This window comes from Rhizobium sp. SEMIA 4085 (assembly GCF_013004495.1).
In the GTDB taxonomy this organism is placed as follows: Bacteria; Pseudomonadota; Alphaproteobacteria; order Rhizobiales; family Rhizobiaceae; genus Rhizobium; species Rhizobium gallicum.
Map to the genome: position 1 here is coordinate 1 of NZ_JABEPH010000109.1, position 15,800 is coordinate 15,800.

Consider the following 15,800-nt stretch of genomic DNA (forward strand, 5'->3'; position numbering starts at 1 on the left):
GCTGACGGGTCGCGCCAAGGGCCGTGCGCGCGACGTTATCCTGGGACGCATCGCTTCCGGCGAGGCCCAGGTCATCATCGGCACGCATGCGCTTTTCCAGGAGAGCGTCAACTACAAGAACCTGATGCTGGCAGTCGTCGACGAGCAGCATCGCTTCGGCGTACACCAGCGGCTGCGGCTGACGGCGAAGGGGATCTCGCCGCACATGCTGGTGATGACGGCAACACCCATTCCACGCACGCTGGTGCTCGCCGCCTTCGGCGACATGGATGTCTCGAAACTCACCGAGAAACCTGCCGGCCGCAAGCCGATCCAGACGATCACGATACCGAGTGAACGGACCGGGGAAATCATAGAGCGGCTGCAAAGCGCGCTTGCCGAAGGCAAGAAGGCCTATTGGATCTGCCCGCTGGTCGAGGAATCCGAAGAGCTCGACCTCATGTCCGCCGAAGAGCGGCATGCGACGCTGGTCTCAACGCTTGGAACGGGCATCGGCCTCATCCACGGCCGCATGAGCGGACCGGAGAAAGATGCCGTCATGGTGGCGTTCAAGAACGGCGAACTGAGACTGTTGGTGGCAACGACCGTCGTCGAAGTGGGCGTCGACGTGCCGGATGCGACGATCATGGTGATCGAGCATGCCGAACGCTTCGGTCTCGCACAGCTCCATCAGCTTCGCGGTCGCGTCGGCCGTGGGGACGAATCTTCGACCTGCATCCTGCTCTACAAGGGCCCGCTCGGCGAAACCGGCCATGCGCGGCTTTCGATCATGCGGGAGACGGAGGATGGCTTCCGGATTGCCGAAGAAGACTTGAAACTGCGCGGAGAAGGCGAACTGCTCGGCACCCGCCAATCCGGCACGCCCGGCTTCCGGATCGCGAGCCTCGAAGCGCACGCCGACCTTCTGGAGATCGCCCGAAGAGATGCCGCCTATCTGATCGAGCGCGACCCGGAACTCACGAGCGAACGCGGTTCGGCGTTCCGCACCCTGCTCTATCTATTCCGGCGCGACGAAGCGATCCGCTTTCTTCGCGCGGGCTAGCAGTCTCGGTTTTCCCGGAACCGCCGGTTCCTTGGACGGCTTGGCAGGAAAGTCTGGCGCCACGAGGCCGCCGGAGACGAGCAGCTTGGCGCCGTCTTCCGCGCTCATGTCGAGCATGACGATCTTTTCGCGCGGCACGAAGATCAGAAATCCCGCGGTCGGAATTGGCGTCGGCGGCAGGAACACACTCACCATGTCCTGGCCCATCGCGTTGAACTTCGAAGCGATCTCGCCCTTTGCATCGGTTGCGATGAACACCAGCGCCCAGAGGCCGGGGCTCGGATACTCGATGAGGCCCACCTTCTTGAAGGAATTGCTGCGTTCCTCCAGCACCGTCTCGAATATCTGCTTCACGCTCTTGTAGATGCTGCGCACCAGCGGCACGCGGCGTACCACCGACTCACCGAACTGGACAATGGTCTGGCCGATGAGGTTCTTGCCGAGAAAACCGATGATGGTGATGAAGATCATCGCGATCACCAGGCCGGAGCCGGGTACGGCGAAATTCAGGTAGCCCTCCGGATCGTAACGCGCGGGAATGTAAGGCTTCACCCAGCTGTCAGCCCACCGTACGACGGACCACGTGAGCCACAGCGTGATCGCAATCGGAGCACAGATGATAAGGCCCGCAAGGAAGTTGTTTCTCATGCGGGTCGCTATCGGCAATCGGGGCAGTTTGTGCGTCATCGCTCGCGATGAACTCCCTTGAATCTACCGGCTGACGTGATCAGGCGCTCCCCCGCACCTGGAACGAAGCTGCCAGAATTCGGCCCCTTTCACAAGCCTTCCGGCGGCTTTCCGATTCACTCCACCGTGACCGATTTTGCAAGGTTTCGTGGCTGGTCGACATCCGTGCCCATGAAGACGGCGGTGTGGTAGGCGAGCAGTTGGATCGGCAGCGAGAAGATCATCGGCGCGATGATCTCAGGAACGTTCGGAAGCGCGATCGTCGCCATTGTCGGCAGCTTGGAGGCAGCAGCGCCTGCTTCGTCGGTGATGAATATGATCCGGCCGCCGCGGGCTGCGACTTCCTGCATGTTCGAAACGGTCTTTTCAAAGAACCGGTCGTAAGGCGCGATCACGATGACTGGCATGTTCTCGTCGATCAGCGCGATCGGCCCGTGCTTCAATTCCCCCGCCGCATACCCTTCCGCATGGATATAGGAAATTTCCTTGAGCTTCAGCGCACCTTCCATCGCCAGCGGGAAGCTGGTGCCGCGGCCGAGATAAAGCACGTCGCGGCACTTGGAGAGTTCGCGTGAGAGACTTTCCATCTGCGGCTGGACGAGGTTCAGCACACGGCTCATGATGCGCGGCATTTCCGCGAGTTGCCGGACGAGCCCCTTTTCCTCATCGGCGCTGACGGTGCCGCGCGCCTTGCCGGCCCCAATCGCCAGAGACGCGAGGACGGCCAGCTGGCAGGTGAAGGCCTTCGTCGAAGCAACTCCGATCTCAGGACCGGCCATGATCGGGAAGACGGCATCGGATTCGCGCGCGATCGTCGACTCCTGCACATTGACCACGGCGCCGATCTTTAGGCCGTTGTCCTTGCAGTAGCGGAGCGAGGCCAGCGTGTCTGCGGTTTCGCCGGACTGCGAGATGAAGAGTGCCGCCTGTGACGGCTGCAGCGGCATTTCGCGATATCGGAATTCCGAGGCGACATCGATCTCGACCGGCAGACGGGCATAGCGCTCGAACCAGTATTTGCCGATCAGACCGGCGAGATAGGCGGTGCCGCAGGCCGAGATTGCGAGGCCGCTGACTGTCTTGAAATCAATCTCCGACGCATTCGCACCAATCGTGTTCTCGGCAAAATTCATGTAGTGGCTGAGCGCGTGGGAGATGACCTCCGGCTGCTCATAGATCTCCTTCTCCATGAAGTGACGATGGTTACCCTTGTCGACGACATAGGCCGTCGCCTGCGATATCTGCCGCGGGCGATTTAACGGGTTGCCGGAGAAGTCGACGATGGCCGCACCGTCGCGGGTGATGACCGCGCAGTCGCCGTCGACGAGATAGGTGATTTCGTTGGTGAAGGGCGATAGAGCGATTGCATCCGAGCCCAAGAACATTTCGTCATTGCCGAAGCCGATAGCAAGCGGCGGGCCGGAGCGCGCTGCCAGCAACGTGCCAGGATCGCTCTGCAGCATGACGACGAGCGCATAGGCGCCCGTCACGCGGTTCAGCATCCTCAGCATGGCAGCGCGGGGCTCAAGCCCTTCGCGCAGGTATTTCGCCATCAAGTGGGCGACGACTTCGGTGTCGGTCTGGCTTTCGAATACGGCACCTTCAGCGTTGAGCTCGTCACGCAGGTCCGAGAAGTTTTCGATGATGCCGTTGTGGACGACCGCCACGCCCTCGACGAAATGCGGGTGCGCATTGGTCTCGTTCGGAACGCCGTGCGTTGCCCAGCGCGTATGGGCAATGCCGGTCGTACCGGGCAGCGGCTCGACGTCGAGGCACTTCTCGAGATTGAAGAGTTTGCCCTCGGCGCGGCGACGGCTCATCACGCCCTCGTGGATCGTCGCGACACCCGCCGAATCGTAACCTCGATATTCGAGCCGCTTCAGTGCATCAACCAAACGTTCCGCGACCGGCTGACTGCCGACGATCCCCACAATACCGCACATGAAAATGTCCCCAACGCTTCGAAAATAACGAGTCAGTCCTAGCGATTTGCTGTTATTTCTCAATCGGTCAGCCGGTCACTTTCGATTTCCGGCCGTTACTCAGTCTTGGCTTGCTTTGCGGCCTTGATCGCCTGCGCGCGCTCGCGGATCGCCTTGGCGCGCTCCGGTTTCATTTCCTGGCGCGCCCGGCCGAAAGCGAGCGCCTCGGCAGGGACATTGTGGGTGATGACGCTGCCCGACGCAATATAGGCACCGTCGCCAATGCTGACCGGAGCAACCAGCGCACTGTTGGAGCCGATGAAGGCGTTGGCACCGATGCGGGTCTCGTGCTTGTTCACGCCGTCATAATTGCAGGTGATTGTGCCCGCGCCGATATTGGCTCCGGCGCCGATGACCGCATCGCCAATATAGGTCAGGTGGTTGACCTTGGCGCCCTCACCGATCTGCCCGTTCTTCACCTCGCAGAAGTTGCCGACCTTCGATCTCTCGCCGAGATCGGCGCCCGGCCGCAGGCGTGCAAAGGGACCGACCGTCGCACCGACGCTGACATGCGCGCCTTCGATATGGGAGAAAGCATGGATCACCGCGCCGCCGTCGATCACCGCGCCCGGACCGAAGACGACATTCGGCTCGATCAGCGCATCCTGGCCGATGACGGTGTCGTGCGACAGGAAAACCGTTTCGGGGGCGATCATCGTCACGCCGGAGATCATCAATTCGTGGCGGCGGCGCTCCTGCCAGAAACGCTCGATCGCCGCGAGTTCTGCCCTGTTGTTGCAACCGGTCATTTCCACTTCCGGCGCATCGACGGCCGTTACCCGGCCGCCGAGCGAGCGGGCAATCTCGACGAGGTCCGTGAGATAGTATTCGCCTTTGGCGTTGCTGTTTTCAATGCGCGCAAGGAGATCGAGGGCCTTGCGGCCGTTGATCGCCATCAGGCCGCTATTGCACCATTTGACGGCGCGCTCCGCATCGGTCGCGTCCTTCTCCTCGCGGATCGCAATCAATTCGCCGTCCTTGACGAGTAACCGGCCGTAGCCCGCGGGCTTGCTCGTATGGAAGCCGATGACGACGATGTCGCTGCCCTCCGCCAGTCCCTGGCGCGCCGCCTTCAGCGGCCCCTCGGTCTGTAACGGGACATCGCCATACGTCACCAGGATATCGTCGTAGCCGCGGGCGATCGCTTCGCGTGCCGCAAGAACTGCATGTCCGGTTCCGAGGCGCTCCTTCTGCAAGTGTGCCTCGACCTCGACGCCGCCGATTCTGGCGGCCTTCGAGACTTCGCCGGCATTACGCCCGACGACGAGAGCAACCGACGAAATGCCGGCCTTCGCCACGGCGTCCACGACATGTGCGATCATCGGCCGGTTGGCGACCGGATGCAGCACCTTCGATTTCGAGGATTTCATGCGTGTGCTGTCGCCGGCGGCAAGAATGACGGCAAGGCAGGTGCGTTCCATGGGGCAGGCTCCGGGAATCCATTGTTCAGCTCTGCCATAGCAGCAAGGCGAACCGGCGACAAAGATGAATTTGGATCAGGCGGAAACCTCGGAGAACGCCGCATAGGCGTCACGCACATGTTTGCGGCCTTCAACGATAACATCTTCCATCGCCTTGCGAGCGCCGACAACGTCGCCGGCGACGATCGTATCGACAATGCGCATATGCGTGTCGGCAATGGTGGCGAAACCGTTCTGCGATGGCGGCGTGCTCAGGCGGAACATACCGACCAGGGCCGCCTCGATCAGACTTCCGAGCGTGCGCATGAATGGGTTGTGGGAGGCATCGGCGACGGCGAGATGGAATTTCAGGTCGGCGAGCGCAAGGCTCTCCGTCGTGTGGCCTGGCGCAGCCATGTCGAGCGCCAATGCACGCAGCGTCGCGATGTCATCGGCGTTTGCGCGTTCTGCCACAAGGCCCGCGGCAAAGGGTTCCACAGCAAGGCGGATGTCGTAGAGTTGCAGCAGGAATTCTTCGGTGACGCCGTGGTCGAAGTGCCAGGCGATGATCTCGCTGTCGAACATGTTCCAGAGGTTCTTCTCCGTCACACGCGTGCCGACGCGGGCCTTGGCAACAACCATGCCCTTGGCTGCAAGCGTCTTCATCGTTTCGCGAAGGACGGTGCGGGAGACCTTGAAGCGCTGGGCAAGCTCGACGTCTCCAGGCAAAATCGAGCCGACCGGATAGGTTCCGGCGACGATGGCCTTGCCAAGCTCGTCCACGACCTGCGCGTGGCTCGTGCGGGTCTTTCGGCCGGTCCTTCGTGTCTCAAGCAAACGGTTGCGCAACAAGTCCTCCGTCAGGCGTACCTCTTGTTCAAACTGGACAAGAACAGGATGGCCTTTTGCATCAGGATAAACGCAAAGAGCAAAAGGCCGATCAGGATTTTCGTCCACCAGCTCGAGAGCGTCCCGTCGAAGGTGATGTATGTCTGAATAAGGCCCTGTATCAGGAGACCGATGAAGGTTCCAGCTACGAATCCTGCCCCCCCGGTCAGAAGAGTCCCCCCAATGACCACCGCCGCGATGGCGTCAAGCTCGACACCGACCGCCGCCAGGGAATATCCGGCAGACGTATAGAGCGAAAAAACGATTCCGGATAGGCCCGCCAAAAAACCGGAGAGCGCGTAGATCCGGATGGTCGTCGGGCCGACCGGCACACCCATCAACTCCGCCGTCTGGACGCCGCCGCCGAGCGCGTAGACGTTTGCTCCGAAGCGGGTGCGGTGCGCAATGAAGACGCCGGCGATGAAAACCAGCAGCATGACTCCGCCGACCAGCGTCAGTCGTCCGCCGCCCGGCAGACGATAGTAAATTCCGGTCAGCGTCGAATAGTAATCGTGATCGATGGGGATACTGTCGATCGAAAGCACGTAGGACATGCCGCGCGCCAGGAACATGCCGGCAAGCGTCACGATGAAGGCCGGCATCTTCAGATAGTGGATTACCGCGCCCATCAGTCCACCGAAGGCAGTGGTGATGGCGAGAACCAACGCAAAGGCTGCGAGCGGATGAATCGAGGTGTCCCGCAGCACGACGGCAAGGAACACGCCGGTAAAGGCGATGACCGAGCCGATTGAAAGGTCGATACCGCCCGAGATGATGACGAAGGTCATGCCGACCGCAGCAATTCCCAAAAAAGCGTTGTCGGTCAGCAGGTTGCCGGCGACGCGGGTCGAGAGCATGTTCGGGTACTGCAGCGCGCAGGCCGCATAGGAAAGGACGAAGATGACGATGGTTGCCAGGAGCGGCAGGTATTTCGAGTTCATTTCAACAGCTCCGCTCTGACTTCCGGCTTGCGGCTGAAGAAGACTGCGGCGGATTGCAAGCACGGCGACTGGGATAGGAGAATGATCAGGCGCGCCCCGGCCTTGATGATCAGGTTGAATTCCGGGGGGAAACCGGATAGCAGGATGCCGGTATTGACCGCCTGGATGATCATCGCCCCGATCAGCGAGCCGAGAATGCTGAAGCGCCCGCCGAGGAGAGAATTACCACCCACGACGACCGCAAGGATCGCATCGAGCTCCAGCCAGAGACCGGCATTGTTGGCATCGGCACCCTTGATGTCGGCGGCCACGATAATGCCAGCAATCGCCGCACAGAGCGCGCTAAGCATATAGACCGCCATCAATAGAACGGGCGTGCGAACCCCGGAGAGCGTGCTGGCACGGCGATTGATACCGACCGATTCGATCAGCATGCCGAGTGCGGTCCGCCTGACGAGCAGGATCACCAACGCGCCGGCGATCAGCCAGATCACGACGGGCATCGGCAAAAAGGCGAAGGAGCCGCTGCCGAAGAATATCAGACCCGGATCATTAAAAGTCATGATCACGCCTTCGGTGATCAGCTGGGCGATGCCGCGTCCGGCGACCATCAGCACAAGCGTGGCGATGATCGGCTGGATATTCAGGATTGCCACCAAGAACCCGTTCCAAACGCCGCAAAGCAACCCGACGCAGAGCGTCGTGATCAGCGTGTAGGCCAGCGAATTGCCGGAGACGATCGACGAGGCGGCAACCGCACCGCAGATCGCAATGACAGCGCCGACCGAAAGATCGATGCCTTTCGTGGCGATCACCAGCGTCATGCCGATGGCGAGCAGGGCAACAGGGGCGCCGCGGTTCAGGACGTCGATCAGACTGCCATAGAGGCGGTCATTCTGAACGACGACATTAAAAAACTGCGGAAACATGATGAAATTTAACAAAAGAATGACGGCCAGCGCAATCAATTGCGGCGCCAGGCGTATGGCAAGCGCCTTCAGCGAGGAACTCATGCATCCTCCGTTTTCTGTTCGGCCGCGACAATCGCGTCGATGATGTGGGATGCCGTCAAGCGGTCCCCAGCAAGCTCGGCAATGTGCTCGCGGTCGCGAAGGACGACGACGCGTGAACTATAGGCGACAAGCTCTTCCAATTCAGATGAGATCACGATCAGCGACATGCCCTTTGCACAAAGCTCCTCGATCAGTCGGATGATCTCCGCATGGGCACCGACGTCGATGCCGCGCGTCGGCTCGTCGAGGATCAGGAAATCAGGATTGGTGGCAAGCCACCGCGCGAGGATGGCTTTCTGCTGGTTGCCGCCCGAAAGCAGCCGGATCGGTTTCTCACGGTCGGTCGTGCGGATATCGAGCGCCTTGATATATTGGTCCGCAAGAGCATTCTGTTCGCCGCGCGACAGCGGTCTTGCCCAGCCGCGGCGGGCCTGAAGCGCCAGCGCGATATTCTCGCGGATCGACAGATCGCCGATAATCCCGTCGGTCTTGCGGTCCTCCGGGCAGAAACCGAAGCCGTGCCTGATCGCAGCGCGCGGGCTCGACAGCGCCACAACCTTTCCATCGATCACCGCCCTGCCGCTGTCGGCATGCTCTATGCCGAAAAAAAGTTCTGCCGTCTCGGTACGTCCGGAACCGAGCAGCCCGGCTATGCCGACGACTTCACCCACGCGAATATCGAGATCGAAAGGCTTTACCTTGCCGCGCTTGCCATAGCCCTCGAAGCGATATTTGACGCTGCCCGCAGCGGCCGTGCGTTCCTTTGCGGCCTCTTCCGTCTGCGCCAGTTCGCGGCCGAGCATCATCGGGATCAGCGCCTGCCGCGGCAGTTCCGCCACTTCCCGGGTGCCGACAAGCCTGCCGTTGCGAAGCACTGTGATGCGGTCGCTGATCTCGTAAACCTGTTCAAGAAAGTGTGTAATAAAGACAATGCCTAATCCACGCTTCCTCAAGTCATTGATGACATTGAACAGCATCGCGACTTCGTGCGTATCAAGGCTCGCGGTCGGCTCGTCGAGGATCAGAACCTTGCCCGAAAGATCGACTGCACGGGCAATGGCGATCACCTGCTGGACGGCGACGGAGAAGCGCTCGAGCTGTGCCGTGACATCGATGTCCAAGCCATATTGCGCCAGCAGCTCGCGCGCCATCCGGTTCATCGCGCGCGTATCGACCATGCCGAAACGACGTGGCTGACGGCCAAGGAAAAGATTCTCGGCGACGCTGAGATTCGGCAGGAGGTTCACCTCCTGATAGACGGTCCCGATGCCGAGCCTCTGTGCCGCCAGCGTATCGGGGGGATCGATCTCGCTGCCCTCGAGCGCAAGTCTTCCCTCGTCGCGGCGATAGGCGCCGGTCAGGCATTTTATGAGTGTGGATTTGCCGGCTCCGTTTTCGCCGAGCAGCGCATGGACTTCGCCCTTGCGAAGCGTGAAATCGACCTTGTCCAACGCCACGGCGCCGGGGAAGAACTTCGATATTCCGGACGCGACGAGAACGTTCTCGAAATCTTGAATCATGGCTCGATATTTTCCAGATATGACCGCGCATGCCCTTGCACTTGCCGGACATGATGTCCCGCTCGCACGGGCAGCGCCGCACCGATCCATGAGGGACCGGTGCGGCAACAGTGTCAATTAGTAACCGAGGCCCTTTTTGGCTTCGTAGACCTTCATCGGATCATCAGCCGGCGTGTAGAGCTTCGATTCCGTCTGGATCCACTTCGGCGGCTCCTTCTTGTCCTTCAGATAGGCGTCAAGCACATCGAATGCCGGGCCGGCCATGTTCGGCGTAAGCTCGACCGTCGCGTTGGCTTCGCCTGCCGCCATCGCCTGGAAGATGTCCGGAACGGCGTCGATAGAGACGACGAGGATATCCTTGCCGGGCTTCAGGCCGGCTTCCTTGATCGCCTGAATGCCGCCGACGGCCATATCGTCGTTGTGGGCATAAAGCGCGCAGATGTCCTTACCGCCGTTTTCAGCCTTCAGGAAGCTTTCCATGACTTCCTTGCCCTTGGAGCGGGTGAAGTCGCCGGTCTGGCTGCGGACGATCTTGAAGTTCTCGTGGCCGGCAAGCGCTTCCTCGAAGCCCTTCTTGCGGGCAATCGCCGGCGAGGAACCGGTGGTGCCTTGCAGTTCGACGATGTTGCACTTCTTGTCGCCGGCATTCTTGACGAGCCACTCGCCCGCAACCTTGCCTTCATGGACTTGGTCGGAGGTCACAGCCGTCAGATAGAGATCATCCGGAGCCTTGATGGTACGGTCGAGCAGGATGACCGGGATTTCGGCTTCCTTGGCTTCCTTGAGGACATCGTCCCAGCCTGTTTCGACGACGGGAGCGAGGAAAATTGCGTTGACGCCTTGTGCAACGAAGGAGCGCAGCGCCTTGATCTGGTTCTCCTGCTTCTGCTGGGCATCGGAAAATTTTAGATCAACGCCGCGCTTCTCAGCTTCCTGCTTAGTCACCGTCGTCTCAGCGGCACGCCAGCCGGACTCCGAGCCGATCTGTGAGAAGCCCACGACAAGCTCAGCTGCAGATGCAGAACCGAACATGCAGGCAGCCAAAACCGTGGCACTCAAAAGTGCATTTTTCAATTTCATGATTGTCTCTCCCAAATGCCGCTCCTCGCGGCGCAGGAGAGAAAAAATCATATAGTATTACTTTTGTAAATTACTATTTTAGGATGGCTCGCAAAAAAAGGCGCTCAGAGAGGGAGCGCCTTTTGCAACTGCGAAAATGCAGCGATTATTGCGGCAGTTTGTCGTCGACGCCTTGGATGTAGAAGTTCATGCCGAGCAGCGTGCCATCATCGGCCTTCTCGCCATCCTTCAGCCAGGGCGTACCGTCCTGCTTGTTGATCGGGCCGGTGAAGGGATGCAGTTCGCCGGACTTGATCTTGGCCTCGGTTTCTTCGGCCATCTTCTTCACGTCGTCCGGCATGTTCGTGTAGGGCGCCATCGTCAAGATGCCGTCTTTCAGGCCGTCCCAGATCTGTTCAGACTTCCACGTGCCGTCGAGCAGGGCCTTTGTGCGCTTGGTATAGTAAGCGCCCCATGTGTCGACGATTGCCGTCAACTGGGTTTTCGGACCGGCCTTGATCATGTCCGACGCCTGACCGAAGGCCATTATGCCACGTTCGGCAGCAACCTGCATCGGCGCCGTGGTGTCGGTGTGCTGTGTCAAGATGTCGACGCCCTGGTCGATCAGTGCCTTGGCGGCGTCGGCTTCCTTGCCCGGGTCGAACCAAGTATTGGCCCATACGACTTTCAGCTTGAAGTCGGGATTCACGGACTTCGCGCCGAGTTCGAATGCGTTGATCCCCATCACCACTTCCGGAATCGGGAAGGAAGCGATGTAGCCGGCGAGGCCCTTCTTCGACATCTTGGCGGCGATCTGGCCCTGAATGTAGCGGCCCTCATAGAAGCGCGAATTGTAGGTCGCGACGTTTTCCGCTGCCTTGAAGCCCGTTGCGTGCTCAAACTTCACCTTCGGGAACTTCTGGGCGACCTTGACGGTGGCATCCATGAAGCCGAACGAGGTGGTGAAGATCAGCGAGCAGCCGGAGCGGGCCATGCGCTCGATCGCGCGCTCGGCGTCCGGACCTTCCGGAACACTTTCGAGGTAAGGTGTTTCAACCTTATCGCCGAATTCCTTTTCGACCTGCAGGCGGCCGTTTTCATGGGCTTGCGTCCAGCCGCCGTCCGTGCGGGTGCCGACATAGATGAAGCAGACCTTGGTCTTGTCTGCGGCTTGTGCGGCCGAGCCGACGCTGATGACAAGCGCAGCGGTTGCCGCAAGTGCGAGTGCTAGTTTCTTCATTTTAGCCCCTGTTGGTTGGGAGTTTGAAACCCGTCTGTTGTTGTGCGTCACCGGTCAGGCACGAAGGCCTTGCCAAGCGATGCCGGCGTGTTGATCAACGTCGTGCGCCGATTATGAGAAATGATGATGAGAACGACAATAGTCGCGGCATAAGGCAGCATCGAAAGAAACTGCGACGGAATGCCGATCCCAAAGGCCTGCGCGTGAAGCTGGCCGATCGAGACCGCACCGAATAGATAGCCTCCCGCAAGCACCCGCCACGGCCGCCAAGACGCAAAGACGACGAGCGCAAGCGCGATCCAGCCGCGCCCCGCCGCCATGTTCTCCACCCACTGCGGCGTATAGACGAGCGAAAGCTGCGCCCCGGCAAGCCCGGCACAGGCGCCGCCGAACATGACCGCCAGGTAGCGGGTACGAATGACATCAATCCCGAGCGCGTGTGCCGAACTGTGATTGTCGCCGATCGCCCGCAACTTCAGGCCCCGGCGGCTTTTGAAGAGGAACCAGTTGATGCCGATGACGAGCGCGATGGACAGGTAGAAAACCAGATCCTGATGAAAAAGAACCGGTCCGATGAAGGGAATGTCGGAAAGATACGGAATGTAGATCTGCGGAACCTTGATACCGGGGATGCCGACATAGCTCTCGCCGAGCATCCCGGAGGCCCCAAGCCCGAGGATCGTCAGCGCAAGGCCGGTCGCGACCTGATTGGTTACCAGCGTCAGCGTCAGGAAGCCGAAGAGAAGCGAGAACACTGCGCCGGTCGCGATACCGGCCAGCAGGCCGATATAAGGCGATCCGGTGGCCTGGGCAGCGGCAAAGGCGCCGACGGCGCCCATGATCATCATACCCTCAACGCCCAGGTTCAAGACTCCGGCGCGCTCCGTCACAAGTTCGCCGAATGCAGCGATCACGAGGGGCGTGGCGGCCGTGATGACGGTCAGCAGGATGGCTTCGAAGATCATTGCGCCACCTTCCCGGTGACTACCTGCACTCGCGACCAGACGATCCTGATCCTGTAGAAGATCAGCGTGTCGCAAGAGAGCACGAAAAATAGCAGGAGCCCCTGGAAGACGCGCGTCACCTTGTCGGACACCCCGATCGAGAGCTGTGCCGCCTCGCCGCCGAGATAGGTAAGCGCCAGCACTAAGCCGGAGGCAGTGATGCCGAGGGGATTGAGGCGTCCGAGAAAGGCGACGATGATCGCCGTGAAGCCGTAACCCGGCGAAATGGCCGGCTGCAGGTGGCCGATCGAACCAGACACTTCGGAAATGCCGGCGAGACCGGCAAGCGCGCCGGACAACAGAAAGCTGAACCAGATCATCCGCCTCGAGGAGAAGCCCGCAAAGCGCCCTGCCCGCTCGGACTGGCCGAGCACGACGACCTCGAAGCCCTTCAGCGTATAGCGCATCATAAACCAGACGAGGATCGCCGCGAGGATCGCAAAAATGAAGGCCCAGTGCGCGCGTCCCGACTCTTCCCAGATAGCCGGAAGGACCGCCTCCGGAGCAAAGTCGCGCGAAACGGGAAAATTGAAGCCCTTCGGATCGCGCCAGGCACCACGGATCAGCCAATCGAGGAAAAGCTGGGCGATATAGACCAGCATCAGCGAGGTCAGGATTTCATTGGTATTGAAATGCGCCTTCAAGAGTGCCGGGATGGCGGCGAAGAGCGCGCCGCCGATGGCGCCCATGATCAGCATCAGCGGCAGCACGAGGGGCGAATGCCAGTCGTAGAAGACGATCGGCAGGATCGAGCCTGCGATCGCACCGATGGTGAACTGGCCTTCGGCACCAATGTTCCAGTTGTTCGAGCGATAGCAAACCGAAAGGCCGACTGCGATCAGGATGAGCGGCGCGGCCTTGATCGCCAGTTCGTGCAGCGACCAGATTTCGAGCAAGGGTTCGACGAAGAAGGCGTTTAGTGCCCCGACTGGATCCTTGCCGAGCAGAGCGAACATGATGCTGCCTGCAACCAGCGTCAGCACCAGTGCCAGGAGCGGCGAAACGAACCCGAAGAGTTTCGAGACCTGTGGCCGTTTTTCGAGTTCAATGCGCATCGCCGGTCTCCGCGGCAGGCCCGCTTTCATGCAGACCGCCCATCAGGATGCCGATCTGCTCGCGGGTCAGTTCACCGGCCGGGAACGGCGGCGAAAGACGCCCTTCCGAGATGACGGCAATATCGGTTGCGACTTCGAATATCTCATCGAGGTCCTGACTGATGACGACGACGGCAGAGCCGGCGCGTGCGAGATCGACGAGCGCCTGACGAATGTGGCTCGCAGCCCCCGCGTCGACGCCCCAGGTCGGCTGATTGACGACGAGGACCCCCGGCTGGCGGTCGAGCTCCCGGCCGACGATGAACTTCTGGAGATTGCCGCCCGACAACGCCCCTGCGGCGGGATCCTCACCACTCCTGCGGACGTCCATGTTTTCCGAAATGCGTTTTGCCGCACTCCTCACCGCTCCGCGCCGGATGATCTTGAGAAAGCCACCGCCAAGAAACGCCTTGCGGTCCGACTGGCTGCGCGCGAGCACCACATTATCCGAAAGCTTCATGGCCGAAACTGCGGCGTGGCCGTGGCGCTCTTCCGGGACGAAGCCCGCACCGAGCAGGCGGCGGGCGGTGATGCCCTGCGTGCCGACAGGCTTCCTGCGGATCATGATCGCCTCAGGCCGCGCCACCGGATATTCGCCGGACAATGCGTCGAAAAGCTCGCCCTGCCCGTTACCGGCGACACCGGCAATCGCCAGGATTTCGCCGGAGCGGACCGCAAGCGACACATCCCTGAGCGGTGTGGCAAAGGGCGTGCGCGGAGCGACCGAAAGGCTCGTTACTGCAAGTTGAACGTCCCCCACTTTGCCGCGATCGGGATGGCTCACCCTCGGCACGTGGGAGCCGACCATCATTCTGGCGAGGGAACCGGGAGTCTCCCGCTTCGGATCGCAGGCGCCGGTAACCCTGCCGTGGCGAAGCACGGTTGCGCGATCGCAAATGCGCTGCACCTCCTCGAGGCGATGGCTGATATAGAGCACAGAACGGCCCTCCGCCTTCAGCTTGAAGAGCGTTTCGAAGAGTTTGTCGGCCTCCTGGGGCGTCAGAACCGAGGTCGGCTCGTCGAGGATTATCAGCTTCGGATTTTGCAGCAATGCGCGGACGATTTCGATGCGCTGACGCTCCCCGACGGAAAGGTCGGCCACATGGGCGTGCGGATCGAGCGGCAGCCCGTAAGCGCGCGACAATGCCCTCGCCTCTTCGGCGATCCGGCCGATCGGAATCTTGTCATCGAGGGAGAGCGCAATGTTTTCGGCGACCGTCAGGGCTTCGAAAAGCGAAAAATGCTGGAAGACCATGCCGATGCCGAGCTTGCGGGCTTCTCCAGGTGCGCCAACCGCAACCGGCTTTCCCTCCCAGAGGATATCGCCGGCCGTCGGCTCCAAAACGCCGAACAGCATCTTCACCAACGTGGACTTGCCTGCGCCGTTCTCTCCGAGAAGCGCGTGGATCTCGCCCGGAGCGATATCGAGGTCGATTTCGTTGCAGGCGGTAAAGCTACCGAAGAGCTTCGTCAGTTTCTGGACCGACAGTAACGCACCGGACGGCAGCGCATTCAATGACGACACGTTCCCCTCATTTCCCTCTGCCGACCTGTCCGTTCCGGATCGTTTATGGGATCAGCAGCGTAGTTCCCGTAGTTCTTCTTTTTTCTAGATCCGTGTGAGCTCGTCCCACCTCACGCAACGGATAGGTTTGGTTGATATTGATACGCACTTTGCTGCTTAGCACAATATCAAATAGCGCGTTTGCACAGGCGGTCAGTTCATCGCGTGTGGCAATGTAGGTGAAAAGCGTCGGCCTCGTTGCATATAGCGAGCCCCGCTGCGCCAGCATCGCCCTCGTGAAATTCTCAATAGCGCCCGAGGATTGACCGAAGGAGACAAACATGCCCCGCGGCTTCCGGCAGTAGAGCGGTTGCGGGAATGGATCACGGCCGAGCCCGGCGTAGACGACGAGCACGCCGTGTCCGG

The 15,800-nt window shown here is 60.7% G+C and carries 14 protein-coding genes; 1 reads left to right on the forward strand and 13 read right to left on the reverse strand.

Going from position 1 to position 15,800, the window contains the following annotated elements:
• The coding region (locus tag C9413_RS13345) for an ATP-dependent DNA helicase RecG (protein ID WP_170250541.1) at nucleotides 1–1,042 on the forward strand (1,042 nt) is incomplete at its 5' end.
• On the opposite strand, the gene C9413_RS13350 is transcribed toward C9413_RS13345, so the two are convergent.
• The 13 genes from C9413_RS13350 to C9413_RS13410 form a co-directional block, all read right to left on the reverse strand.
• Entirely contained in the window at nucleotides 998–1,729 is a 732-nt protein-coding gene (locus tag C9413_RS13350) for a DUF502 domain-containing protein (RefSeq protein ID WP_039844863.1), read from the reverse strand. The genes C9413_RS13345 and C9413_RS13350 overlap by 45 nt on opposite strands.
• A 116-nt stretch (nucleotides 1,730–1,845) precedes the next feature.
• Nucleotides 1,846–3,672, reverse strand: coding sequence for a glutamine--fructose-6-phosphate transaminase (isomerizing) (gene glmS, locus C9413_RS13355; protein WP_039844862.1), 1,827 nt, complete (start codon nucleotides 3,670–3,672; stop codon nucleotides 1,846–1,848).
• A 95-nt stretch (nucleotides 3,673–3,767) separates the two neighbouring features.
• Complete coding sequence (glmU, locus tag C9413_RS13360; RefSeq protein WP_039844861.1) at nucleotides 3,768–5,132, reverse strand: bifunctional UDP-N-acetylglucosamine diphosphorylase/glucosamine-1-phosphate N-acetyltransferase GlmU; 1,365 nt, start codon at nucleotides 5,130–5,132, stop codon at nucleotides 3,768–3,770.
• 75 nt (nucleotides 5,133–5,207) lie between these two features.
• Nucleotides 5,208–5,960 carry a FadR/GntR family transcriptional regulator gene (locus C9413_RS13365; protein WP_039844860.1) on the reverse strand — a complete coding sequence of 251 codons (753 nt, stop codon included), beginning with the start codon at nucleotides 5,958–5,960 and terminating at the stop codon, nucleotides 5,208–5,210.
• An 11-nt stretch (nucleotides 5,961–5,971) separates the two neighbouring features.
• Nucleotides 5,972–6,940: a galactofuranose ABC transporter, permease protein YjfF gene (gene yjfF, locus C9413_RS13370; protein WP_039844859.1), complete on the reverse strand. Its 969-nt coding sequence runs from the start codon at nucleotides 6,938–6,940 to the stop codon at nucleotides 5,972–5,974.
• The gene (locus C9413_RS13375; protein ID WP_170250542.1) at nucleotides 6,937–7,953 is read right to left on the reverse strand and encodes an ABC transporter permease; all 1,017 of its coding nucleotides are present in this window, start codon (nucleotides 7,951–7,953) and stop codon (nucleotides 6,937–6,939) included. Before C9413_RS13375 ends, yjfF begins: the two co-directional genes overlap by 4 nt.
• The gene (gene ytfR, locus C9413_RS13380) at nucleotides 7,950–9,473 is read right to left on the reverse strand and encodes a galactofuranose ABC transporter, ATP-binding protein YtfR (RefSeq protein WP_039844857.1); all 1,524 of its coding nucleotides are present in this window, start codon (nucleotides 9,471–9,473) and stop codon (nucleotides 7,950–7,952) included. The genes C9413_RS13375 and ytfR overlap by 4 nt, the downstream gene beginning before the upstream one ends.
• 117 nt (nucleotides 9,474–9,590) lie before the next feature.
• Entirely contained in the window at nucleotides 9,591–10,553 is a 963-nt protein-coding gene (ytfQ, locus tag C9413_RS13385; protein ID WP_039844856.1) for a galactofuranose ABC transporter, galactofuranose-binding protein YtfQ, read from the reverse strand.
• A 145-nt stretch (nucleotides 10,554–10,698) separates the two neighbouring features.
• Nucleotides 10,699–11,772, reverse strand: a complete 1,074-nt coding sequence (locus tag C9413_RS13390) for a BMP family ABC transporter substrate-binding protein (protein ID WP_039844855.1) — start codon at nucleotides 11,770–11,772, stop codon at nucleotides 10,699–10,701.
• Nucleotides 11,773–11,819: 47 nt separating this feature from the next.
• Nucleotides 11,820–12,737, reverse strand: a complete 918-nt coding sequence (locus tag C9413_RS13395) for an ABC transporter permease (RefSeq protein WP_039844854.1) — start codon at nucleotides 12,735–12,737, stop codon at nucleotides 11,820–11,822.
• Nucleotides 12,734–13,831 (reverse strand): ABC transporter permease, encoded by a 1,098-nt coding sequence (locus tag C9413_RS13400; protein WP_039844853.1) that lies wholly within the window; start codon nucleotides 13,829–13,831, stop codon nucleotides 12,734–12,736. The genes C9413_RS13395 and C9413_RS13400 overlap by 4 nt, the downstream gene beginning before the upstream one ends.
• On the reverse strand, nucleotides 13,821–15,386 hold the full coding sequence (locus tag C9413_RS13405) for an ABC transporter ATP-binding protein (protein WP_039844852.1): 1,566 nt from the start codon (nucleotides 15,384–15,386) through the stop codon (nucleotides 13,821–13,823). The genes C9413_RS13400 and C9413_RS13405 overlap by 11 nt, the downstream gene beginning before the upstream one ends.
• Before the next feature lie 52 nt (nucleotides 15,387–15,438).
• On the reverse strand, nucleotides 15,439–15,800 hold a 362-nt coding region (locus C9413_RS13410), incomplete at its 5' end, for a zinc-binding dehydrogenase (protein WP_170250543.1).